Below are 25,295 nucleotides of genomic sequence, written 5' to 3'. Positions count from 1 at the left end.
TTATTTATTAAATATTACTGGAAATTTTGATTTCCAGTAATATTTTTTTATCAAGTTTAATGTTTATTATTATGGGCATTATGACTTTTTCTAAAATTCATAAATTAATAATTTTAATAACTACAATTATACTATATTGGGGAATCTATTTTATTTTTAAATATATTTCTATTAAAAAAGGATATTTAGAAAAAATAAAGGTTAAAATTAATGAACACCATTAATTTTAACCTTTTAATTTTTAAATGTAATCACTCGAAACTAAACATTTCCCCAAACTTCCAACTCAACTCCAAACTCCTAACTCCTAACTGAATCTCACTCCACACTCCTAACTCCACACTAAATAGTTATTTCCACTTCAAGCTTTCCTTTATTCTTAGGAATTAAGCTATCTTTTGCTAATTTTCCATTTATTCTTGTGCCCTTATTTTCCCCTCGTACTACCTTGATATTATATTCTTCTTTATCATTCTTTATCTTTATCTCATATTCCTTCCAGTCCCTTGGGATACAAGGTTCTATTTTATAGTATTTTCCGCCTATTGTTTTTAAGCCTAAAATGTTCTTTATACCTACGCTGTACATCCAGCCAGAGGAACCTGTATACCAGCTCCAGCCTCCTCTTCCGCCGTGAGGTTCTTTAACATATACATCTGCAGCTATAACATAAGGCTCTAACTTATAGCGTCTTGCATCTCTTTCGCTTCTAGAATGATTAATTGGATTTATCATATTATAGTAATTTACTGCCTTATCTCCAAGACCTAGTTTTGTTAAGGCTAGAATTACCCAAATTGCAGCATGGGTATATTGACCTCCATTTTCCCTAACTCCTGGAACATAGCCCTTTATATATCCTGGTTCTAAATGGGAACTATCAAAAGGCGGTGCCAAAAGCTTAATTAAGCCATTATCCTTATCCACTAAGTATTTATCTACTGAATTCATGGCTTCTATTTGTCTTTCTGGATTAGCAGCCTTTGATATTATAGACCAGCTTTGAGCTATAGAATCTATTTTACATTCAGGATTTTCCTTTGAACCTAATGGCTCTCCATTATCAAAGTAAGCTCTTCTATACCAATTTCCATCCCAAGCATTTTCTTCTATATTTTCTTTAATAAACTTTTGGAATTTTTCATATTCCTCAGCCTTGTTTCTATCCTTCTTATAATCGCATATTTCCTTAAAGCTGTCTAAGATTGAATACAAGAACCAGCCAAGCCATACACTTTCTCCTGATCCCTTATTACCAACTGTACTCATTCCATCATTCCAGTCTCCACTTCCCATAAGAGGGATATTATTAGGACCAAATTTAAGAGCTTTATCTATGGCCTTTAGGCAATGTTCATAAATAGTACCTTCTATATTTGAAGAAGGAACTATTGTATATCTTTCATCTTCTCCTGCTTTTAAAGGTTCATCTTCAAGATAATTTGCCTTTTCCTCTAAAATACTGTAATCTCCTGTTGTTTTAATGTATTGTGCTGTTACATAAGGCATCCATAATAAGTCATCTGAGAATTTTGTTCTTATACCTGAGTTTATAATAGGGTGCCACCAGTGCTGAACATCTCCCTCTACATACTGTCTTGAAGCACTTCTTATTATTTGATCTCTTGTTATTTTAGGATCAACTATACCTAAGGCTAAGGAATCTTGAAGCTGATCCCTAAAGCCATAAGCTCCTCCTGATTGATAGAAGGCTGTTCTAGCCAGGTATCTACAAGCAAGAGTTTGATATAAAAGCCAGCCATTAAGCATATAATCCATAGATAAATCTGGTGTCTTTACTTGTATATTTCCCAGGAAATTTGCCCAGTAATCTTTCACCTTTCGAATTTCTTCTTTAACTTGTTCTATGCTGCTATATTTTTCGATTTTTTCTTCTATTACTCTATCTTCTTCTTCTTGACCAAAGATTACTACAAATTCTATTTCATCCTTAGCTTTTAGCTTTAAGTCAATCTTAGAAGATAAACAAGGGTCATAAATACTTCCTGCCTTATTATTTAATTTATCTTCATACACTCCTACTGGATATTCTATATCTCCTCCTATACCTATAAAGGCTTTTCTATCTCCAGTAAAACTTTGATCTTTTAAGCCATTTATGGATAAGTAAGCTTTTAACTTACCAAAATATTTGCTATATGGGTTTCTTCCAAGTATATAATTATCCCTTATTTCAGTTGTTATATATTTAGAGCTTTGATAATTATAAACTCCTAAAACAAGCTGAGCATAATAAGTTACTGACAGCTCCCTATCTTTATCTGCTAGATTTTTTAATTTAACCTTACATAACTTTAGTTTTTCATTTAAAGGTGAGAAAACAATCATTTCTCCCTTTATATCATAAGCACTATGACTAAAGCTTGAATAACCAAAGCCGTGTTCAATTATATATTCACCGCTATCTCTAATTGGCATTGGAGTTATTGTAAAGGCTTCATCTAAGTCTTTATCTCTTATATAAAGGGCTTCACTTGCCGGATCTATTACCCAATCATTTGACCAAGGAGTTATTTTATTCTCCCTGCTATTTTCACACCAGTTATAGGAAGAACCAACTTCTGATATATGGAAGCCAAATTTATCATTAGAGATAACATTTATCCATGGAGCTGGAGTACTTTCATAGTTTTTAAGCTTAATTACATAACTGTTATTTTCTCTATTAAAACCTCCATAACCATTAAAGAAATCTAATTTTAAATTATTTTCTTCTAAGTAATTATTGTTTCCATGATTATTTTCTTTCTTCTTAACAGTAACATCAGTTATTTCTTGCTCTAAGGCAAGCTTTCTATAGTAATTAGATTTCCTTATGTTATCTCTCATTCTTTCTAAGTGAGATAGGTCTTCTTCTATTTTATAATTATCTTCTGATTTTAATTGCTTTACTAAGCTTCCATCTTTTGAATTAATATATAAATTTGATATACCAATTAGAAAATCTCTTATTTCCATCGGCATTGTTGCCTTATTATGAAGGAATACTCCACCATTTTTATTTAAATTATCTCTTTCTAAGGAATTATTTATTGTTGATACAATATTCTTTTGTAATGGTTCTTCATAAGATAACTCCTCATGATTATATACTACTAAATCACATTTAAGCCCCTTAATTTTAAAATAGTAATGCATATTAATTACTTGTCTTAGTAAGTCTATATCTTTTTCCTTATAAATCTCTAGGAATATAATTGGTAAATCTCCTGATATTCCATATGGCCATAAGTCTTCCTGGCTTTTATTGATATTTTTAATATACTCCTCTCTATTTTTACGTTTGCTGTTTAAATATAGAATGTGAGAGGCGAAACTTTGATAAATATTGGCCTGAGCTGATCTTATTCCAATATGCTTTAGTTCTAATACATTCTTATAGTTATAGCAATTAACTGCCTTTTCAATAGTTGATATATTTTTATATTTCCTAATTAAATTTAACAGCTCCTCTTTAGCGTCTGATACTCCTGTTAAATAGTAAATACTCTTTTCTTCCTTAGGCATTAATTTTATTTTGCATCTTAAACTCATTATAGGATCTAAAACTATGCCTACTGTATTTTCTAAAACATTATTATCTTCCATTGCCTTTGGAGATTTTAAACTTTTATTTCTTCCTATAAAGTTAAGCCTTGATGTTTCATAAGTTAATTCATCGATATCTTCTTCAGCTTCTATAGTATGGAATATATAATGAGTTTTTTCATTTTCACTTCTTTTTCTTCTATTTCCAATTAAAGCTTTAAGTTCCTCATTATAATCTGTACTAATAAATAAGTTTGAGAAAGCTGGATGAACCACATCTCCTTCAAAGGTACGTAAAGTTACCTCTAAATAGCTTGTTAGTTCTAAATTTTTCTCTTCATCACCATTATTTTTTAAGCTAATCTTTCTTATTTCTACGTCATCATCTGAAGCTAAAGATACTTCATAATTTGTCTCTATATCTTCATCTTTTCTTGTAAATTTAGCCTTATCTACTGTAAATTCTACAGAATAGTCATTACCTATTTCCTTACAAGGCTCATAGGATGGGCTCCAATATTTATCATTATCTAAATCTTTAATATAAAAGAGCATTCCGGAAGCATCAGAAGTACTATCTCCCTTCCATCTATAAACTGTTAAGTTATCTCTTTTGGAGTAACCACTTCCTGAATTATTAATCATAATAGAATAGGAACCATTTGATAAAAGTAATACTTCAGGATTTTCCCTATTATATCCTCTAAATATTCTAGGAATAAAATCTTCTTTTTCTATATTTAATTTTTCATTATTGTAAGTTCCTGTTTCCCTTGTGAAAGTTATATTTTCTGGAACCTTTTCTTTAAGAAGAACTTCTACTGCCTTTATCTCTGGGATGCTGTGGAATCTTTCTTTTAAAATATCATCATTTATTACATTATCTAAAGCAAGTAAGGACATTCCTAAATGGTGAACCATATAGGACCTTACTTCCTTTCCTATTAATTCTTCTCCCTTTTCACCTTCACTATAATCAATTGCTTCAATAAAACCATATCTTCCATAATACCCCTCATTATGAAGCTTTCTTAAGTTTTCTATTGCTCCTAAAGCATCATAAGGTAGGGCCATCATTGTAGAATATGGAGAAATTACAAGATTTTCTTCTAAACCTCTCTTTAGGCCAATACCTGGTACTCCAAAGGCCTTATATTGATAATTTTGATTTATATCTGTATCATAATAACCTGATTCAGATATTCCCCATGGGACATTTTTATTTTCCCCATAGTATTTTTGAGCAGTTATAACAGATTTATAAGTTAAATCCCAAATTGTATTTCTATAATTTTTTAATATTTGATATGGCATAAAATACTCAAACATTGTACCACTCCAAGAAGCTAATGCCTTTTGGTTAAAAGCCTTTGTCATATTCCTGCTTAACTTATACCAATGCTTTCTAGGAACTTCACCCTTAGCTATAGCTAAAAGAGAAACAATTCTAGCCTCAGATGCCATAAGATCATAATAAGAATTTCCTAATGACTGTTCTTCTAAATTATAGCCAATAGCAAATAAATCTCTGTCCTTATCATAAAGAAAATCAAATTTCATTTCTTTAATCATTTTATCTATATCTTCAGAAAGATTATCAATTCTATCTTTAAAATCTATTATTTTATTTAAATCTTTATCTAATGAAATTTGTAATTCTTCTGATAAAGAGAGCTTTATCTCTTCTAGATTTTCAATTATTTCATTTAAAGAAGGTGCTTTAAAACTGCTAAATCTTTCATCTAATAATTCTTCAACATTGGTAAAAATATAGTCATAAAAATCCAGCTTCTTTTCTAATTCATTTTTTAACTTTTTGGTCCAATAAAATTCTTTCTTGCCTTCTTCAGCTATAGGCTTTATCCTTTCTAATTCTTCCTTTAGAATTTGTTTATATTCTCTAAGATTGATATTATCGGAAATGTTATTTTGTATTTCTTTTTTATCATCTATTCTTATTAAATTGTAACTATCAAAAAGGGCTGTTATTTCTCTTTCCCTTATTATTGGGACATCTTTAAATTTATCTATTGTTTCCTTAATTATCCATAGATATCCTAAAAGGTTTCCACTGTCAACTGTTGAAACATATCTTGGCCATAGAGGCTTTTTTGTTTTTGTTTCATACCAGTTTAATAAATGTCCTTTATATTTTTCTAAATCCTTTATATTATCAAGTATAACTTCCAGCCTGTATATTAATTCTCCCATAGAAATGTAGCCAAAATCGTAGGCAACTACATTTGAAATAAGGCCCATCCCTATATTGGTTGGAGAAGTTCTATATGCCACACCCTTATAAGGCTTTTCTTGATAATTGTCTGGAGCTAAATAATTATTTTCTTCATTAACAAAATCCTCATAGTATGCCCAGATTCTTCTTGCATTTTCCCTTAAGAATTCTTCATCTTCTATTTCTAGCCTTTCCTTAATATATACTTTTTCTTTTGATATATAACAAGCTAAAGCTGGTGCAGCCAGCCAAAGTATTATTAAAGGAAGCATAAATAATAAAAGCTCTCTTGAATTGTTAAAGCATAAGATAAATAAAACTGCTGCTAATATTGGATTAGCTGCCATTTTCATATAGTACCAAGAGTATGTATTTTTTACTGACTTTTCGACTCTCGCTGCTGTCTTCCATTCTAAAAGTTTCTTTTTAGAAATTAGCATCCTATAAATACTTCTAATTATGGCATCGGTCATTAAATATCCTTGAGAAGGAGTAAAACTTGCTATTAAAATTATTTGCTTTAAACTCTTAAAAACGCCATTCAACTTATTTTTAGGCGTTACAACAAAATCTGTTATTGTAAATAATACAGGTAATATTAAAACTAAAAATACAAGAAGAGCTATTTGTACTGCACCCTTTAATATTGACAAAGATGCTAATAATGCAATTATTAAAGCCGGTGACAATAAACTTCTTCTTAGATTATCTATGATCTTCCACTTTGATATTAAAGATAGCTTTTTTGAAAAGATCCATCTAAATATCTGCCAGTCTCCTCTTACCCATCTATGAAGTCTAAGAGCACTAGCCATATAACTTAGTGGATAACTGTCAATAAATTCAACATCTGTTACTAAGGCACATCTTGTTAAGACTCCCTCTAATAAGTCATGGGATAATACTTTATTTTCAGGTATTTCATATTTTAAAAGATTATAGAAGCTTTCTATTTCTATAATTCCCTTTCCTGTAAATATACCTTCTTTAAAGATATCTTGATATACATCAGAGGAAGCTGTTGAATAAGCATCTATTCCTGAATCACCAGCAAAGATTTTAGCAAAATAGGTTTTATGTTTTTCTTCTAAATCTACAGTAACTTTAGGCTGCATTATTGAATAGCCTCTTTTTACTTTAGAATTTTCTATATAAGGCTTATTTAAAGGATGACTCATAGCCCCTATAAGCTTTTTAGCAACTTCTAAAGGCAAAAAAGTATCTGCATCTAGGGTTATTAAATACTTTACATCCTTTAAATTATCTATATTACTACTGATTACATTATAGCTCGTGTCTTCATAGCCTTTAATTAAAGCCATGAATTCCACAATCTTTCCTCTTTTTCTTTCATAACCAATAAAAGCTCTTTCGGACTTATTATAAAGTCTTTTTCTATTAAAGAAATAAAATATTTTATCTTCTTTATTCACGCAGTATTTATCATTTAATTTTTCTATTAATTCTAAGCCCTTATTGTTAATTTCAATATCTACAACTTCTTCTTCATATTTACTGTCTTTTAAATCTCCAAGTATAGCAAAATATATATTTTTATCTCTATTTCCTAAATAGTATATTTCCAGCCTTTCTGCTAGCTTTTCTACCTCTTTTGCGGAGGAAAAGATAGAAGGTATCACTACTATCGTTTTATCATCCTCGGGAATTCCCCTTAAATAATCAAGCTTTGGAACATGAGAAACTGGAATTATCTTTGGTACTAGCCAATAAAATAAGGATATTATCACTTCACTACATGGAACAAGCATCGTAATAAAGGCAAATATGTACTGACTAATTGTAAAGTCTAAAGGAACGAGATAACTAAATAATAGTATTACTAGATCTAATAATATTGTTCCAAAGATGATTACTGATAAGAATAATCCTTGGGACATAGTCTTATTTATCTTTTTATTTATATTAAAGCTCCTTAAAAGTTCCTTTAGGCCATCATCAACTATGTAATAACCTATATGTTTTTTATATTCTTCATCATTATTTGCATTTTCTTTAGAAAGTTCTAAAGCCCTTTTTGCAATATCTACTTCTCTAATATTTGTTTTCTTTGAAATTTTTTCTATCTGATGCCTATAATAATCTTTAGTTTGAAAATCCATGTATTTATATGCATTTGATATATCCTCTTCTAAAATTTTCTCAACTTGTGATGTTTCATTAAAAAATCTCTTCCAGTTTACTGCATCCATGCTTCTTAAGGAATTAATTGTTATGCCTATATCGGTTGCTGCATTTACTTCATGCATTTGATCTTTTTTGACTTGATTATCTAGATGAGAAATATCTTTTAATTGAAGCCTATCTAAAGCAAATTTATATATTCTTTCATCATCTATAAAATTATCCCTCAATATACTTAAGAATTTATCCATAAACTCTGAAGAGAATTTTTTATCATATAAGCTTTCATCTTCAGCAATATACTGGTTTTCTATATTTACTTCTATATTTTCTGTATTTTCTATTGGATATTTTTCTTCAAGCTTTTTTAATAAAGCATCTATTTTTCCTTTGTTGTAATAATCTATAACCTTATTAGCCAGCTCTTTGGCTCCAGTTCTTTTTCGCTGGAGAATTGCAATTTCCTTAATTATTTTTGCAAGATTAATTATTAATACAGCTCTTACCATCAATGGGAAAGCCCAAAGTTCTCCCATTGTTAAATTTTCTTCTAACTTATTAATAAATTTTATTGCTTCATTTTCATCTATTTTATTATTATTTTGATTAACATACTCTTTTGCTAATATATAAATTCTTGGATATTCAACATCATTTATAAGCTCTATTGGGATATTATTAAAATATTCAATAGGCATATTAAATTTTATTGTTTTATATTCTTTTTCTATAAGATAAATATTATCTAATATCCATTCTGCAGAAGGTATTATCTCCTCCCCTTGCTTATGAAGTTTACTAAGGTATTTGTAATTATGAACAATACCTTTAAATGCATAATTTATCTCTTTTAAAACATTTTTTCTTGTATTGTTTATCGTATTCTTCTTCATAATGTACTCCTTCCTATTGCCTAAAGTTATTATTCTCAATTTTTATAACTTTTAAACCTTTTTTGGCATTAAGAAGTAATTAAGAAGTATTATAGGAAAAAAATAAAAAGACTATACTATATAAAGCTAATAGCTGCGTAAGAAGTTCTAAGTTCAGAATTAGAGCTAGGTCAAGAATTTTCGTTAACTCGCTACGCTCAAACAGAACGAACAATTCTAAGAGCTAGGTCAATTCTTCACCAAGAACTTCTAACTACTCGCTATATGCTTATTTCGTATAGTCTCTCTTTATTTTTTATATAATATACTTCTTAATTGTAGGAGCAATTGGTACTGGAGGAGGATTTTCTGCAAGCAGAAAATCTAAGACTTAATATTAAGAATATAGTGTACTTTTAGCCTGTTATACATTAATATTAAAATAGAGGTTGAAAAATATGGCAGAAAGTTTATAATTTCTTTTGTTATAGACTATATATTAGACAATGGTTAAAACTTTTAAATAAATAAAATGAATTATGGGATGTGTTAGATATGGCTAAGAAGGGTTTTACTGAATATAGTAAAAAGAACTGTGTTAAAAACAATTTAATTTCATTAATTTCTTTTGTAATAATAATTATACTAACAATAATTTCGCTTTTTGTTATTCCTAAAATTTTTCCTCCATCAAAGGAAGCTTTTGCAGATTTAGGACAATTTATTATGATACTTTTTTTAAGCTTTGTTGTAATGATTATTGCTTCTCTAGTAATACCACTTTTTATTAGTATCTATAAAGATTTTAAAGATAATCTAAAATCTTTAGTTGCCTTATGGTTATACAATTTAACAGCTTCAATATTTATATTTGCTCTTGTTCGTTTTACCATGTTACCATTAGTTTATTTTCTTTTGACTATGATAGGACCTCTTGTAATATTATATTTTAGATATAATATTACAAGAAAAAGATTACTAAAATAATATATTAATTCATAAATAATATGTAAATTTTCCCTTGATTTAGTGTTCTTATTATGCTAAAACTCACTTGTATTTTTAATGAAAATAAAATATATAAAAGTTTTCTAGGGTTCCGCAATTAAAAATTGGCTGATCCAAAATAATCTAATTGTATCTTTTAAAATTTTAATTTCTAATAGTAACAATAAAATAATTTAAGAAGGATAAAATAATGGCTTTTTTTAATTATAAAGATATATATATATCGAAGACGGAAAAAGGGTTTTAGAGGTAAACATACTTCCAGAAAAATATTGTAACTTTGACTGTATTTTTTGCCCTATTGGAAGATCAAAAAACAAAATAGATACTCAAAAATCCTTTAATGATATGGATAGTTCATTAAAAGAATTAAAAAAAATGATAGAAAGTAGTAAAGCAGAATTAGTATTCATCAATTCGATGGGTGAAGCATTTGTTAATGATAAACTAAAAGATATCATTAATTTAATTAAGAATAAAGGGGTAGCTGTAAGATTGCTTTCTAACTTTAATCTTTTTTATTTAATCTTTTTTAATCATTCCATCTTCAATGTTTATTATTCTATTACATTGAGATGCGATTCTTGGATCATGTGTTACAATAATTATAGTTTTTCCTTCCTTATTTAGAGCTTTAAATATTTTCATTACTTGCTCTCCAGTTTTTTTGTCTAATGCTCCTGTAGGTTCATCCGCTAGAATTATTTGTGGATCATTAACAATGGCCCTAGCTATAGCAACTCTTTGACATTGTCCTCCTGATAATTCAGTAGGTTTCTTATTAATCTTCTCTTGTATATCTAACTTAGTTAATACTTGATTAATTATCTTTCTACGCTCACTACTTTTTACTTTTCCATATACTAATGGTATTTCTATATTTTCATATACAGTGTAATCATTTATTAAAGCAAAATTCTGAACTACAAAACCAAAAGACTTATTTCTAAGTTTAGCTAAATCGTGTTCATTTAATTCATCTAAATTTTTATTTTTTAATATATACTCTCCTGTTGTTTGCCTATCCAATGTTCCTATAATATTAAGCAATGTAGATTTTCCTGAGCCTGATGTACCTACAATGGCAATAATTTCTCCTTCATTTATTTCAATACTAACATCTCTTAATGCTGTCACTTCTGTATCTTTAGCTCCAAATTTTTTGCTTATATTTTTCAAATTTATTAAAACCATACTTAATCTGCTCCCTTTATAATATCATTAATTTCCAATTTAAATATTTTTATAATTGGAAAAATAGTTGTTATTACTGAAATTATTATAAGATTTAAAAATAATATTTTTATATTAAATATATTTATTCCGCTATTTTGATAAAAGATTACTAACAAAGATATACCAAATGAAAATAATAGAACAAGTAATACTTCTAAATAAATAGTAATTGCCAAATCACCTATAGTTGCTCCACTGAATATATGAATTCCAAATTCTTTCTTCCTTTTATAAATTGAATTTAAGGTAGATATTATTAGGGTTAATGAAATGAACACAAATATAGTAACAGATGTGACACTTGCAATCTTATCTTGATTTTCAAAAGTATCCAATTCTGCTTTTATATATCTATTTAAATCCTTAATAGTTACCCTTATACCTAAATTATCATAAAAGGCATTTTTTATTTCATTATTTATTTCTTCAATTGTTTCATTTGAAGTATCTTCATCAAATAAAATAAAGTTATAACCAAACATTGTATCATACATGATTCTATAATCTTGAAATTGAGAATAGCTAGTTAATATAAAATTGTTTAAATCCGCATATCTTTTAAAATCAAATGCCATCATATCAACAGGCATATACTGGTTTTCTTCCATTATCCCTATTATCTTAGCCTTAGCTAATCCGAACTCAGGCCTAATATATGTAATTTCATCTCCAACCTTAAAATATTTTTCATAATTAGCTCCTACTATAATAGGCAATACATTATTATTTCCATAATTTCTTTTAGTTTCATTTGAATTAAAAAACCTTCCATCCTTCAATTTAACATCAAATTCCTTTAATGCATTTTGATTTAAGACGATATTTTTAGCCTGAAAAAATGTTCTTCCCTCAAAATTGCCCTCTGTTGGATAAAACTTAAAATTTTCATTATCTTCAAATACTTCTATCGAAATAGGAAAAAGTACTTGGTGAGTAAAGGTAACTTGAGGGAATTCCCTTAAAACCCCAAAGGTTTTTTGTAAACTTCCTTCATTTATCCTTGGAAATTTCTCTTCATCAAACATAACATCTGAAAAATCATTCCATAAATTATATACCTTTTTCCCTTTAAAATAATTTGCTATTTTTGATGATTCAGAATGCACCTTTTGCTTAATATCAACAGTATTATAAAGAGCATAAAAAGCAAAAACTAATTGAATTATAAGAATTAATGTTAATACTAAGTTTCTCTTTATTCCGTTTATAGCATATCTAAGTCTCATATTACCTCCCCTTTAGTAACTGATTTATTCCAATTTTACTTATCTTATACATAGCTATACATATAAAAATTATGCCTAATGTAATAATAAACATAATACTTAAAATTATATTTATATAACTAATTTGATAATTAACTAATTCTAAGAAATTAATTTTTAAAAATACCTTTTGGATAATTATCGATATAATCATTGCCCCCGTAGAAATCAAAATATATCTTTTTACAATATCAAAAAAAATTTCTTTGTTTGTAGCACCATATTTTTTCCTAACACCAATTTCTAAACTTATACTCTCTATCCAATATATAATTGACCTAACTAATGTTAACAACACACATAAAATTATTAATACAAAACTTATTATTAATGTTTGAGAGCGCTTTATTGCTTGAGCTAATGGATTAGGAGAATTATCTACTTCATCAATTATTTCAATAAATTGATTATCTCCAATATTTGTTACTTCTTCTTTAATTTCAATCTTACTTTTATTTAGACTATCTATCCACCATGTATCTTTGTTCAAAATTTCTTTATTATTTAAAATAGAATTTAAGTTATATAAAATTATATCGTCATATCTTGAAGATAATTTCTCTTTACCTACTACCCCTATAACTTCATATTTATCGAGTCCCCTTAAAATATATCTTCTGCCATTTTCCACTTTTGTGTATCTTAAAACCTCTTTCCCAATAACTGCAAAATTAGCATCTGCTCTAAAATCATCCTTAGTAAAAAATCTACCTTCTAATAAATTATAACTATTATTGAATGTACCATTAAAGAAAATTCCCTCACTTTTCACATCATAATCAAATCCAGTTTGAAGATAATATTTAATAATTATATCTTCACTTTGTTTAACTTTATTTATTAGTTCCAAAACTTCTTGATTTTCCAATTTATCATTAAACCTTATACTTATGTAGTTACTTGTTAATTGATTATTGGCTTCTAATATAATTTTAGTTATATTTTCAACATTTCCTACTATTAAGGAAAAAAATAATAGCATTGAAACAATACATAGAAAAATAAAATTTGTTTTTCTTATATACCTATATAAACATCTAAAAATATTCATTTAATCCTCCAAAACAAAAACTAAAACAAAAGCTAAAGCATAGCTTTAGCTTTTGTTGAAATAAAATAGATTTTTAAAAATAACCATGCTTTTAGCTTACAGCTACATCACCAGGTCTATATTCTTGATTTGATTGAGCATAGCCTACACCATAAGCTTTATTAAACGTAATTCCTCCAATAATAGTTTGTGTGTAACAATTTTTAGAGCTACTTGATGGTTGTACCTATGAAAAACCATAAGTATTGCTTCCACCATATTATATATTCCACTATATTTTACATTACTTTACATATTTTTATTGTCGTACTATGTCATAATCTAATAAAATTCGAACGACTTATTTCGCTAAATTATGTATTAGATAACAAAAGCCAATGATCTTAAATCATTGGCTTCACTAACTACGCTAAATTCAAATTTAGTGATTAAAATCCGAAAATTATTTTTAAACAAAAAAGGAGTATTAAACCAACTAATTAGTATAATACTCCTCTTTTACTTTATAATTATTTATTGTTCTTCTACACTTTTATCTATTTGCAACTCCATCAGATCCAATTCTATAACCATCAATCACCGTACTAACTGCCATTTTTCCTGATGAATAAAAATAGTACCACTTTCCATCTATTTGCTGCCAACTTGTTTTCATATAACCATGTGTTGCATCTAAGTAATACCAATAACCATTATCTTCTAACCATCTTGTTGCCATTGAGCCACCGCCCCAGAAATAATACCAAGCACCATTTATTTGCTGCCAACCAGTTTTCATATAGCCATATATTGTATCAAAATAATACCAGTATCCATTAATTTGTAGCCAACCTGTTGCCATTACTCCATTACTCTGTAAATAATACCAGCCACCATTTACTTGTCTCCATTCAGATTTAACTGGAATACCATATTCATACCAATAATAGTTTGGATAATAATACACCCATTCTCCAGGAGAAGATTTATGATACTCAATAGGATATCTATCGACCTCTATCATTTCAACTCCTATAGGGGTTGAATATGTACTATCTGAATAATGTACAACAGTTGCATATCTTACATGATGTCCAGCCTTATAATCATGTGTCTCCCAAACCCATGAACCAACATATGTTGGGTTAATATTATCTGAGAAATTTGTCATATTAGAAACAAAAAAATCTAACAGAAAATATTTTTCAATATATTTTATCTTTCCAAGTATAAAACTAACAATAATATCTGCTATCAACTTAAGATCTTTATTAGTATATGTACGATAAATAGGCTCAACAATTATTAATGAATCAGGATTGTCATTTGGTAATGATAGCACCATACTATTTTCATATCCTGGTGATATAATAGAAGAATTAGCTAATTTATTTTTAGGTGGAAATCCATATTTCTTTAAATTTTCTTCATCTGTATACGAAATTGTATCTATTTCGTCTGATTTTTTACTCTGTGCATATACAAATTTCACAGGCAAACATATATTTAAAATAAAAATTGAAATCAAAGTTAACAGAATAAAATACTTATACTTCCTCACTTTACTATAATCACCTCTAGTCCCAAAATTTATGCATTAACAGTATACAATATAATTATTATATTGTATACTGTTAATGCATAAATTTTACTTATTATGAGAGGATAGTATGAACAGTATGTTTTTTTCAATTTTTGTATTTATATGTATTCAATCTTTAATATTAGAAAATAATCTAAATTTTAAAGGAATTTTTATTGCTATTGCTTTCTTGTGTGTGTTTTTATCTCTAGTTCTTATTCCAAAATTTTCAAAAAAACTTACTATAATAAAAAACAATCTATCATTAAAATATTCTAATCATTTTATTCTTATAATGTTTGTGTCAGTTTATCATTTAATAGATTCCAATTCCATGGCATATATTTTATTATTAAATACATTATTATTATTTCAAATATTAATAATTTACTTTGATAATATTGATAAAGATAAAATTTGATTACATTAAACGTTGAGTATTTTTTCAAATATTTAAAATAAGAGAATAAAAAAAGATATGTTTTAAATTCAAAAATATTTGTTTTGAGAATTTATTTTTATATAAAATCCCAATGTTTAAGCTTAACAAAAATTTCGCTAAATCGTGTTTTTGCGAAAAAATAAAAAATAACGGTTTTATGCCATTTATAAGCATTGAAATTTTAAAAATTTCAATACTTTTTGTTTAACACAAGTAAATAAAAAAAGCTGTAATTTCGTAATTCTGATTACGAAATTACAGCTTTTATAGTTAATATTCTATCCTAACTTTTATTTTATTACTTTTAATTCTAAGTAGCAATTAAGCCTATAATTAAGGTTTCCTGTTATAATATGTTATTACACTCTAATTGCTGCTATTTTCCTTTTCTAAAACTTCAGTTTTCATTATACAATATTTTATATACTCACTCATATTTAAACCCCTTCTCCGGGCAAAATAACGTATTTTATCTTTTTCTTCTTTAGTTAGCCTAACCTTTAGAAATTTATCTTTAATCATTTCTCTCACCCTTCTTATAATGCTTGTGGTACTTTGTGGCAACAAAGTACCACAAAGCTATTCATATCATAAAGTATTATTTTTAATCACCATAAAAATTTCTTACATCAAGATCCTAATTATCTAATTTGTAATTAATATTATTTAAATGTATTTTTAAAGCTTATTTTAGCCTAATTACTTAAAATTCATAAGAAAATTAAAGTCATGGCTAATATAAAAAATATAATGATGACTAGAGTTTGAAATTATTTTGTATGACTGAATCATCTTTAGCTTGTCCAGTTACAGCAAAAGCTGAAGTGTATTTCCTAAAAAAACAATACACTAATTGTTATACCTATAAACTTTTTCATTTTCTAACCATCCCTTCATAAAATAAAAATTCCGATTTTTACAGAATATAAATATTACGTTAATATATTATCATACATATTTTTTAAAAAATTGTAGAATTCTGATTAAAAGATTAATTTTATTAATAATTAATTAATGAACTTGCTTTTTGCAAAAATATTATTTAACGAACTAAGTCGTTACAGCTCGTTAAAATTTATTGCAGCAGCTTTGGCTCTTGCATAAATTATATCAGTTCCAGCATCAGCATTAACACAATATGGTGATGGATATTGTGAAACTACTGAATGCATTTTATTTATAATTATATTAGGAATAATTTTCATAAGTATAGCTATATATAAGATAAATAAAACTAAAATAAATCAGTTACTAAAGGGGATATAATATGAGACTTAAATATGCTGTAAACGGAATAAAGAAAAATTTAATATTAACATCAATTCTTATAATTCAATTAGTATTTGCTTTTTATGCTCTTTATTAATACATTGCCTATTATAGTTGGTTCAAATTATGAAAAATATTTTAATCTTGAAGTTTTATAATAACTAGTTATTCTCAATTTCAGAATTATAAAATAATGTATGATACAATGTTTGGTTATAATTTCATTTTATTTGATGAAGATACTTCAAATGAAATCATTGAAGAAATAAAGAATAAAATAAAAAATAGTTTTTATAATAATTTAGGTATAAATGTAACTATTAAAGATCTTAATAGTTATGTAAGAGCTGAATTAGATACTTTTGAAAATCAAGATAAGATTGCTAAGAAACCTACTGAATTGTTAAAATAGATTTATAAGTTCTAGAAAAGAAAAACAACTATGCTTTAGAGTTAATTTGTTTGAACATAGTGAGTTTAACCAAAACTCTTGGCATAGTTGTTTTTTTGAGTCTAGTACTTCTTTGAACAGCTATTAGTTTATTGAACTTATTCTCTTATTTAAGTTTTATATTAGCACTTTTTAATTTTTCTTCTTATTCTAAAAATTCTCTTGGATAAATTACTAAACCTGAAACATCCTTTAGGCTTCCTTCTTCAAGCTCTAATGCCATAAAGAATTCGTCTCTTACATCAAAAGGAGAAATTATTCCCCAGTTTTTTGCAGGTTTAAATCCAAACTTAGGATAATATTGATCATGACCAAGAACTATAACTGATTTAAATCCTAGTTTTTTTGCAGTTTTTAATGCTTCTTCTATAAGCTTGCTTCCTACACCTTCCTTTTGATATTCTGGTAAAACAGAAAGTGGCGCTAAGGATAGTGCTTCCTCTTCTTTAGTATCATTTCTTATTATTACTTTAGTTAACATAATATGTCCTATAATTTCTCCATCATGCTCTGCTACAAGAGAAAGTTCAGGCACAAAAGCATTGCTATTTCTTAATTTAGCAACTAAAAATTGTTCAGTATGATCGGTGTATTCTGCAGTTTTAAAAGCCTCTTCTACAACATATTCAGTTTTCTTATAATCATCTTCTTGTTCTTGTCTTATTACTATATCCATTTTATTATTCTCCAATCAATAATTGTATAACTTATTATTTTATTAATGAAGCAGATACTCTATTCTAGGATCTGTATCTACTTCATCTATAATCTCCTTAAGCATCCCTACTGCTTTTCTTGTCTCTTCAGGATTTGAAGATATTAACGAATAGATTTTATCAATTCTTTTTTTATAGTTTTCTGGTTTAATTTCAAAACTATCTACCATTTTAACAGCTTTCTTTTCATTAATGCAATATTCTTCATTTGCAGTAAAAAGTAATTGATTTAAGCAGGATACACTTCTAAAAATATGACCTGCCACATATGAAATATCATCCTTATATATATTGCTTTCCGCATGCATTAATGAGAAACACGCCTCAAACATAAAGTAATTAACCATAACATCTTTTAATCTTTTTGGATATGGATTAGTTTTATTTTTTAACTCAGTTAATTTTTTATACTTATCTGATAATATCTTGCATATGGAAATTTCACCCATATACATTACATTTAAATATCCATGAGGATGTCCAGTTTGATAATTAGTTGAAATTTTTCCTTCTATACAGTCATTAATTTCTTTTTCTACCCTATCTATATCACGAAGAATAAAATCTACATGATATCCATCAATTACAAGCCATCCACCAGCATTTACCCATGGTCCCCATCCACCTATTGGCGTAACTAAATTTTCTCTATGTTCATCATCTAGTTTTGTAGCTGCTTTTGAAAGCTCATCTGTACTAAAACCTAAAGCTTCATCATAATATATTCCAATATCTATATCTGAAGTTTCATGATTATTTCCTCTTGCTCTTGATCCACCTAAAACTATTCCCACAATACCAGGAATATTTTCTATTTCGGCTGTAATTTTATTTAAAATATTATTAATTACCATATACTCATCCTCTCATAGCGATTTATTCTTATACTATAATAACATAATCTTATAAACTTTTATACAAATCAGTAATTCACTTTTCAAAATAACTAAACAGCGAATACGAAACTCGCTAGTTAGCTTATAATTTAAAATTATCTATCATTTTCATTAATTGATCTGCAAGTTCTGCCTGATTTTGAGCAGCTTTAGCAACTTGTTCTATAGCCATTGTTGTTTCATTTATACTTACTTTAATAGAATTTGCTTTTTCTGTATCCTTTTGAACAGCTTCAGCAATTTGCTGCATTGCCTGAGATACTTGTCCAACTGTTGCTGTAACTTCCTCTGACATAGATGCTATTTCTTCTGTCATATTGCTTACAAAATCCGAATCTTTATAATATTGATTTCCTGTTTCCTCATATTCATCATAATTTTTTCTTATATCTACATCAATAAAGTTTAGAATATCTTTGCCAGTATTAATACTCTTATTAAATACTTCCTTTACTAACTCTATAGTTTTTTGTATCTCTGATACTGCTTTAGAAGATTCTTCCGCAAGTTTTCTTACTTCATCTGCAACTACAGAAAAGCCTTTTCCTTGATCTCCTGCCCTTGCCGCCTCTATAGCTGCATTTAGAGCAAGTAAATTTGTTTGCTCAGCAATAGAAGCTATTGTATCAGCCATTACACCAATATTATCAATTATTGCACTTTCTTCTATAACCTTTTTCATATTCTCTTCCTTTTGAGAAAATAAATTTTTTGTCATTAATATTATATTCTTACTATTTTCTTGTGATTTTAAAGCTCGTTCTTTTGCATTATTTGCATTGTTACTTCCTTCTAAGGTCCTTGAAGATAATACATTCATACTTTCATCTACTTCTTCAACTGATGCACTTACTTCTTCAGTAACTGCAGAAAATTCTTCTATATCTTCTGCTATATTTTCAATTGCTTCATTAATCAAAGTAGAGTTACTTGCAAGTTCCTCAACTGTAGCTGAAAGTTCATTAGAGGCTGAACTTATATTTTGTGAATTTTCTTTTATTAATTCTATAATAACTCGAAGATTTGATGCCATGGAATTTAAATGACCGCCCATCTCTTCAAATTCATCATTAGTATTAAGAATAAAACTTTCAGATAAATCTCCCATTGCAATTTTCTCAGCAAAATCATTAACCTTTTTAAGGCTTCTACCTATATAATTAGCAAAATATACTGTTAAGAAAAGGGCTATAATTATTGAAGTTAATATTACTATAATTACAGTTCCTCTAAGAGAGGCAACTGCAGAATAAACCTCTGCTTTTGGAACATAAATACCAATAATCCATTCTGTATCTGGTATAGAAGTATAATACATATTTTCTACACCAAAATCATCTTCAAAAGTTGTCTTTCCTTCCTTACTAGATAAAATTGTTTCTGCTATAGAAGCTAAGCTTGAATTAGGATCATTTTTTATATTATTATTCATAATTTTTTCTTCATATTGAGAAGCTATAAATAATCCTTCTTTATCTATTAAAAAGCCTTTTCCATTTTCTCCAACTTTTATACCTTTTATTTTTTCTTGAATTGTAGATAAATCTATATCTGCAGTTGTTACTCCAATAAAATTATTATTTTTATCATAAATTGGAGATGATACTGTTACCATATTCAAATTTGCAATTTCATCATAATAAGGTGCTGACCATTCAATATCTTTATCAGTATTTTCAGCAATCTTATACCATTCATTTGCTCTGAAATCAGTTTTAGCATATTCATCTGTATATGTAATAATACCATTAGATTTAAAAGCAAAAGGCGCAAAATTCTCTACATCTTTTTTATATTGGTAAGGTTCAAACCAGACTCCTGCTCCAGAGGTTTCATCATTTCTTTCAATTAATCCAGTTAATATATTTTTATAAAACTCCTCATTTAATCCTTCTGTAGAAGCTTCTGCAATTTCACTTAAGCTTTCTGCTACTTTTTGATGTCTTTGAAGTATTCTTTGTATTTCTTTCTTTTCTTCATTTAGGATACTATTCATATTTTTATCTAGTTCATTACTTATTATTTTATTAGCAGTTGAAAAACTAATAAAACCTAATATAAGAAGAGAAGCTAATAATATTGGAATAAATAATCCTATCATCTTTGTTTTAATTGGTATAATTTTTCTAGTTTTTTTCTTTTCTCTCTTATCTTTCATCTTATGTCCCCCATTTTATGTTAGTAATTATATCTAAACCAATATTATTATCGTAAGCTTTAGAGAAAATAGTAGCTTTTTTAAGAGATTTCCTTATATTTTTAAAAAGCCCTATCTTGAGTAACTTTTAAACTAGTTTTTGAATAGCATAAAAATAAGATGGATAACAAAGTCAAGATTTAATTCATATTTTTATTTAAGCTTGGAGGATAGAATGAGAAGATTTGTTTATAGGACCTTATGTAATATAATTTATGGAAAAAAAAGCTATACAAGGCAAATTCCTTATAGGGTTGAACTGGTTGCCGAGAATTTAAATGTACCTTGGGCAATAGCTGAAAGTGATGATGGAAAAATATATTTCACTGAAAGAGTAGGTAGGATTAGAGTTATTGAAAATGGAAGACTTAATCCTCAACCCCTTGTAACTATTACTCCAATTTTTACTGAGGCTGAAGCAGGCTTATTTGGTATAGCCTTAGACCCAAATTTTTCTGAAAATCATTATGTTTATGTTATGCACACATATTCAGTTGGTAATAATATTTATAGCAGAGTAATAAGACTTGTAGAAAGAAATAATGCTTTATCTCTAGATAATATTATTATTGATAGACTGCCTGCAGGTAGAATACATCTTGGAGGAAGATTAAAAATAGGTCCAGATGGAAAATTATATATTCCTGTTGGAGATGCAAATAATTATTCCTATGCTCAGGACCCATCTATTTTAGCAGGTAAAATCTTAAGATTAAATTTAGATGGAAGCATCCCTGAAGATAATCCCTTTCCTAACTCTCCAGTTTATACCTTAGGACATAGAAATCCGCAGGGTTTGGCATGGAATTCTGAAAATGTATTATACTCATCGGAACATGGTGAAAGCGGACATGATGAAATCAACATAATAAAAGCAGGTAGAAATTATGGCTGGCCTATAGCTGAAGGAAATGCAACAATTCCTGGCTTTAATTATGAAAGACCCATTTTTGATAGCGGAGATTTAACTTTTGCCCCTTCTGGTATTACTTTTATTACTAAGGGACCTTGGGCAGGAAAGCTTCTTGTTGGAAATTTACGTGGACAACAATTGCTTTTGTTTACCTTTAATGAAGATGGAACTAGTGTAGAAAGTTTAGAAACCTTTTTTCCTAATGAATTTGGACGTATTAGAGAGGTTTATGAAGCAAAAGATGGTTCAATTTATATAACAACAAGCAATAGGGATGGCAGGGGAAATCCAAGTCCAGGTGATGATAAAATTTTAAGGCTTATTCCTATAGAATAAAAATAAAGTATTGGTAAAAAACCAATACTTTATTTTTATATTGAAATATTAAAATCATTATTTTCACTATCTAAAATATAAAATGAAATTTTGGAACAGACTAATCCTAAAATTGCTCCTGAAATAACATCTGAAGGATAATGGACAAATAAATATACTCTTGAAAAAGCCATTAAGGATGCAAATATATATAAAAGAAATCTATTTTTTCTGAAATATTTAGCTAATACTCCTGTAACAGCAAAGGCAAATCCCGAATGACCTGAGGGAAAGGAATAACTAGCTGGTTTTGAAATAAGGACTTTAATGGCTTCAAAGTTTTCAAAGGGCCGTGAACGCTGAACTATATTTTTTAATAAACTTTCCCCAAGCAGCACTGCTAATAAGAAAGAAAATATTGATATAAATCCTATCTTCCTATATTTTTTGCTAAGAATCAAAAGACTAGAAATTATAATCCAAATCGCTCCTGCATTACCTATAGTAGTTATAAAAATCATAAACCTATCTAGTATTGGATTATGCATATTATTTTGTATATAAAGAATAATAGCATTATCAATATTTTGTATAAATTGCAGCATTAATTTCCCCCTCTTATAAATAAATTTAGCCTATTATATATCCCCTTTTATAAAATTACTTATGTTTAACCCTATATCTTAAAACTGTCTTTAGTTTTTCAGGAGCCACTTTTCTAGCATCTGATATATATATTTCCCTATGTACTAAAGTAACTATTTCAAGATTATTATCTTTTATAAACTCTTTCATTTTGGCAAAGCTTTCTGCTTCATCATCATAAGGTCCAACATGCATCATTTGTACTGAAAGTCCATCTTCCATTGTATCAAAAGTTACTTCATTAAATAATGGATTAGCCTTCTTTTTCTTTGCAGTCTCTAAAGCCCTTTGAAAAACTTCTTCTGTTACAAAGTCTGGCTGTCTAATCATAATAGTATATATTAGCTCATTTTTATCTAATTTATCTAACTTTCTCCCCTTTTCTGTTAGATCCCATATTCCTTCTAGAGGATACACTGTATATTCAAAATACCCTTCTGGTGTATATCCCTGTTTAGGCATCATTCTAATTGCATAAGCTATTGGATAAAGAGCTTTTAATCTTTCTGCAAAGTCCTCTCCATTTGGATCTCCCTGCCCTTTTATCATAATAAATTTCTGCCTTGGAACTGTTACTATTTCAGGCTTTTGCTTTGGCAAATATAAATTTTTTTCTTGTTTTCTCCACTCGTATTTCATATCTTATTCTCCTTTTCATATAATTACCTACTTCCAAATTACTTTAAGTAATTCTATTATATACCATAATTAACCAACATTATATTATTATTCTTATAAACTAGCCATAAAATAAAAGTTGTGAACAATAACAAAATAAAATTCTGAAATTATCCACAACTCTTATATATTTATTCACTAAAATATTGCAGTTATTAATACTATATTACTATTTCTTACGTAATATACAGCTTTATCATATATTACAAGATTTTAAAGTCAGAACAACTAAATCTGGCCTATTGAATAATCTAAATGGGAAGGCACTGCCTCCAAGGCCTCTGCTTACCAGCATACTTGTTTCATCTTCTTTATATATCCCACATGTATACTTAGGAAATATTCCTTGATTTGGTGAAAATAAACCTCCTATAAAAGGCAATCTTATTTGCCCTCCATGAGCATGACCAGTAAAAACTAAATCAATTTTTTCTTCTACATATAACTTAAATTGTTCTGGCCTATGGGATAATAAAATTGAAAAGTCTGTATTCTTTTCTTTATTTAATTTCTCTATAGATTTTTTCATATATTCTCTATTATTTTTAGAAGTATAATACTTTGGATTTCGCCTGCTTGTTGGATCTTCAAGTCCCATAAGTCCAATTTTATCTTTTCCTTTTTCAATAACTATAAAGGAGTTATCGAGAATTTTAACATTTTCTCTTTCTAAAAGCTCTTTTACTTCATTGTAAGTTCCTGATAAAAATTCATGATTTCCCGAAACATAGTAAATTGGAGCAATCTCTTTTATTTCCTCTAAAAATTCTGATACTAGATCAAGTTTTATCTTCCTTCTATATATAATATCACCAGTTATTACAATCATATCTGGCTTTTCGGCCTTAATCTTTTTAGATAATCTTCCCTTAAAGTTCTTATTATGAAGATCTGATATTTGAACAATTTTATATCCATTAAAGCCTTCAGCTATCTTACTATTTTGATATTCATAACGGCTTATTTTTATTCCGTCATTTTGCCACTTTAAAAAAATCAGCAAAATTAATATAATTAAGACTTCTATATTAATCCCTCTTTTTCTATATTTTAATTTTAATCACAAATCTTATGTTCACAATTTTCACTTTAAAAATCTATCTCAACAGTAACATGTTCTATTACTATTTAAGGAAGTTCCCCTTCTCAGCCTTAAAACAGCAGCTCCATTTATTAATATCCCAAAGATTGCAAATAACAACATTCCCTTTTCATTTACTTTATTATATCATATTTTTTATTCCATATTTTTTATATTTATATAGCTATATTATTTTTACTCTTTTTTTACTTTAATAATAATGGCATAAAATTATATAGATATTTAATACTTATTAAGTTATTATATTATTATAGACTTTAAGTTTCTAGAGAGGAGAGATTGATATGGCAAAGGAAATGGATACCAAAAAGGTTGAAGAATTACTTGAGAAGAAAAATGAAGAAGCAAAAAAACTTCTAGGAAATAAAGAAAAGACAGAAAATACTCTTAAAGAAGTTAATGAAAAATTAAATAAATTAGATTTTAAACCTTTAACTAATATGATATCTGATATAAAAACTATAACTTCCCTTGTTAAAGACTTTAGCTCTGGAAGATATAGAGCTCTTCCAAAAAGAAGTATAATAGCTCTAATGGGAGCATTAATTTACTTTTTATCACCAATAGATATTATTCCAGATGTATTACCTTTTGCTGGACTAATTGACGATACCTTTGTAATAAGCTTAATATTAAAGCAATTTAAAACAGATCTTGATGTATATAAAGCTTGGAAAACTCCAAAGGAAGGAATTATCGAAGAATATAAGAGACAATATGAAGAAAAACATGCTAATGAATAGTTTATAATATT

General features: G+C 27.6%; 18 protein-coding genes and 1 pseudogene. 6 read left to right on the top strand and 13 right to left on the bottom strand.

The annotated features are described in order from the left end of the window. Positions 1-342: 342 nt before the first annotated feature. Positions 343-8,817 carry a glycoside hydrolase family 94 protein gene (locus tag BEN51_RS02530; RefSeq protein ID WP_119864529.1) on the bottom strand — a complete coding sequence of 2,825 codons (8,475 nt, stop codon included), beginning with the start codon at positions 8,815-8,817 and terminating at the stop codon, positions 343-345. A 534-nt stretch (positions 8,818-9,351) separates the two neighbouring features. Here BEN51_RS02530 and BEN51_RS02525 point away from each other — a divergent pair. Together BEN51_RS02525 and BEN51_RS13980 are read left to right on the top strand one after the other, a co-directional pair. Next, the gene (locus tag BEN51_RS02525; protein WP_119864528.1) at positions 9,352-9,783 is read left to right on the top strand and encodes a hypothetical protein; all 432 of its coding nucleotides are present in this window, start codon (positions 9,352-9,354) and stop codon (positions 9,781-9,783) included. 211 nt (positions 9,784-9,994) lie between these two features. Then, positions 9,995-10,311, top strand: a pseudogene (locus BEN51_RS13980) (radical SAM protein); the annotation flags it as partial. Between the two features lie 15 nt (positions 10,312-10,326). Here BEN51_RS13980 and BEN51_RS02515 read toward each other — a convergent pair. The 4 genes from BEN51_RS02515 to BEN51_RS02500 form a co-directional block, all read right to left on the bottom strand. Continuing rightward, a complete protein-coding gene (locus BEN51_RS02515) occupies positions 10,327-10,998 on the bottom strand; it encodes an ABC transporter ATP-binding protein (protein ID WP_119864527.1) in 672 nt (223 codons plus the stop codon). 2 nt (positions 10,999-11,000) lie between these two features. After that, the gene (locus BEN51_RS02510) at positions 11,001-12,266 is read right to left on the bottom strand and encodes an ABC transporter permease family protein (protein ID WP_119864526.1); all 1,266 of its coding nucleotides are present in this window, start codon (positions 12,264-12,266) and stop codon (positions 11,001-11,003) included. Position 12,267: 1 nt separating this feature from the next. Then, the gene (locus BEN51_RS02505; RefSeq protein WP_119864525.1) at positions 12,268-13,356 is read right to left on the bottom strand and encodes an ABC transporter permease; all 1,089 of its coding nucleotides are present in this window, start codon (positions 13,354-13,356) and stop codon (positions 12,268-12,270) included. 532 nt (positions 13,357-13,888) lie between these two features. Continuing rightward, the gene (locus BEN51_RS02500; protein ID WP_119864524.1) at positions 13,889-14,863 is read right to left on the bottom strand and encodes a hypothetical protein; all 975 of its coding nucleotides are present in this window, start codon (positions 14,861-14,863) and stop codon (positions 13,889-13,891) included. Between the two features lie 142 nt (positions 14,864-15,005). Here BEN51_RS02500 and BEN51_RS02495 point away from each other — a divergent pair, with 142 nt between their 5' ends. Further along, positions 15,006-15,338, top strand: a complete 333-nt coding sequence (locus BEN51_RS02495) for a hypothetical protein (RefSeq protein ID WP_119864523.1) — start codon at positions 15,006-15,008, stop codon at positions 15,336-15,338. Positions 15,339-15,725: 387 nt separating this feature from the next. Here BEN51_RS02495 and BEN51_RS02490 read toward each other — a convergent pair whose 3' ends face one another. After that, positions 15,726-15,881 carry a plasmid mobilization protein gene (locus BEN51_RS02490; RefSeq protein ID WP_119864522.1) on the bottom strand — a complete coding sequence of 52 codons (156 nt, stop codon included), beginning with the start codon at positions 15,879-15,881 and terminating at the stop codon, positions 15,726-15,728. 536 nt (positions 15,882-16,417) lie between these two features. Further along, complete coding sequence (locus tag BEN51_RS13760) at positions 16,418-16,564, bottom strand: hypothetical protein (protein ID WP_164704074.1); 147 nt, start codon at positions 16,562-16,564, stop codon at positions 16,418-16,420. 269 nt (positions 16,565-16,833) lie between these two features. Between BEN51_RS13760 and BEN51_RS02485 the strand changes: the two genes are divergently transcribed. Continuing rightward, the gene (locus BEN51_RS02485; protein ID WP_123962153.1) at positions 16,834-17,040 is read left to right on the top strand and encodes a hypothetical protein; all 207 of its coding nucleotides are present in this window, start codon (positions 16,834-16,836) and stop codon (positions 17,038-17,040) included. A 184-nt stretch (positions 17,041-17,224) separates the two neighbouring features. Here BEN51_RS02485 and BEN51_RS02480 read toward each other — a convergent pair whose 3' ends face one another. The 3 genes from BEN51_RS02480 to BEN51_RS02470 form a co-directional block, all read right to left on the bottom strand. After that, entirely contained in the window at positions 17,225-17,755 is a 531-nt protein-coding gene (locus tag BEN51_RS02480; RefSeq protein ID WP_119864520.1) for a GNAT family N-acetyltransferase, read from the bottom strand. A gap of 42 nt (positions 17,756-17,797) precedes the next feature. Then, positions 17,798-18,649 (bottom strand): nucleotidyltransferase domain-containing protein, encoded by an 852-nt coding sequence (locus BEN51_RS02475; RefSeq protein WP_119864519.1) that lies wholly within the window; start codon positions 18,647-18,649, stop codon positions 17,798-17,800. A gap of 124 nt (positions 18,650-18,773) precedes the next feature. After that, complete coding sequence (locus BEN51_RS02470; protein ID WP_119864518.1) at positions 18,774-20,849, bottom strand: methyl-accepting chemotaxis protein; 2,076 nt, start codon at positions 20,847-20,849, stop codon at positions 18,774-18,776. A gap of 214 nt (positions 20,850-21,063) precedes the next feature. Here BEN51_RS02470 and BEN51_RS02465 point away from each other — a divergent pair, with 214 nt between their 5' ends. Continuing rightward, complete coding sequence (locus tag BEN51_RS02465) at positions 21,064-22,137, top strand: PQQ-dependent sugar dehydrogenase (protein ID WP_119864517.1); 1,074 nt, start codon at positions 21,064-21,066, stop codon at positions 22,135-22,137. 35 nt (positions 22,138-22,172) lie between these two features. On the opposite strand, the gene BEN51_RS02460 is transcribed toward BEN51_RS02465, so the two are convergent. From BEN51_RS02460 to BEN51_RS02450, 3 genes are all read right to left on the bottom strand, one after another. Beyond that, positions 22,173-22,721 (bottom strand): phosphatase PAP2 family protein, encoded by a 549-nt coding sequence (locus BEN51_RS02460; protein ID WP_207652795.1) that lies wholly within the window; start codon positions 22,719-22,721, stop codon positions 22,173-22,175. Positions 22,722-22,776: 55 nt separating this feature from the next. Next, a complete protein-coding gene (locus BEN51_RS02455; protein WP_119864516.1) occupies positions 22,777-23,400 on the bottom strand; it encodes a GyrI-like domain-containing protein in 624 nt (207 codons plus the stop codon). Positions 23,401-23,635: 235 nt separating this feature from the next. Next, a complete protein-coding gene (locus BEN51_RS02450; RefSeq protein WP_236906241.1) occupies positions 23,636-24,442 on the bottom strand; it encodes a metallophosphoesterase in 807 nt (268 codons plus the stop codon). Positions 24,443-24,825: 383 nt separating this feature from the next. Here BEN51_RS02450 and BEN51_RS02445 point away from each other — a divergent pair, with 383 nt between their 5' ends. Beyond that, positions 24,826-25,284, top strand: a complete 459-nt coding sequence (locus BEN51_RS02445; RefSeq protein WP_119864514.1) for a YkvA family protein — start codon at positions 24,826-24,828, stop codon at positions 25,282-25,284. Positions 25,285-25,295: the final 11 nt, after the last annotated feature.

This window comes from Clostridium isatidis (genome assembly GCF_002285495.1).
Taxonomy (GTDB): domain Bacteria; phylum Bacillota; class Clostridia; order Clostridiales; family Clostridiaceae; genus Clostridium; species Clostridium isatidis.
Note: the sequence above shows the minus strand (reverse complement) of the source record. Positions and strands in the feature narration are given on the sequence as shown.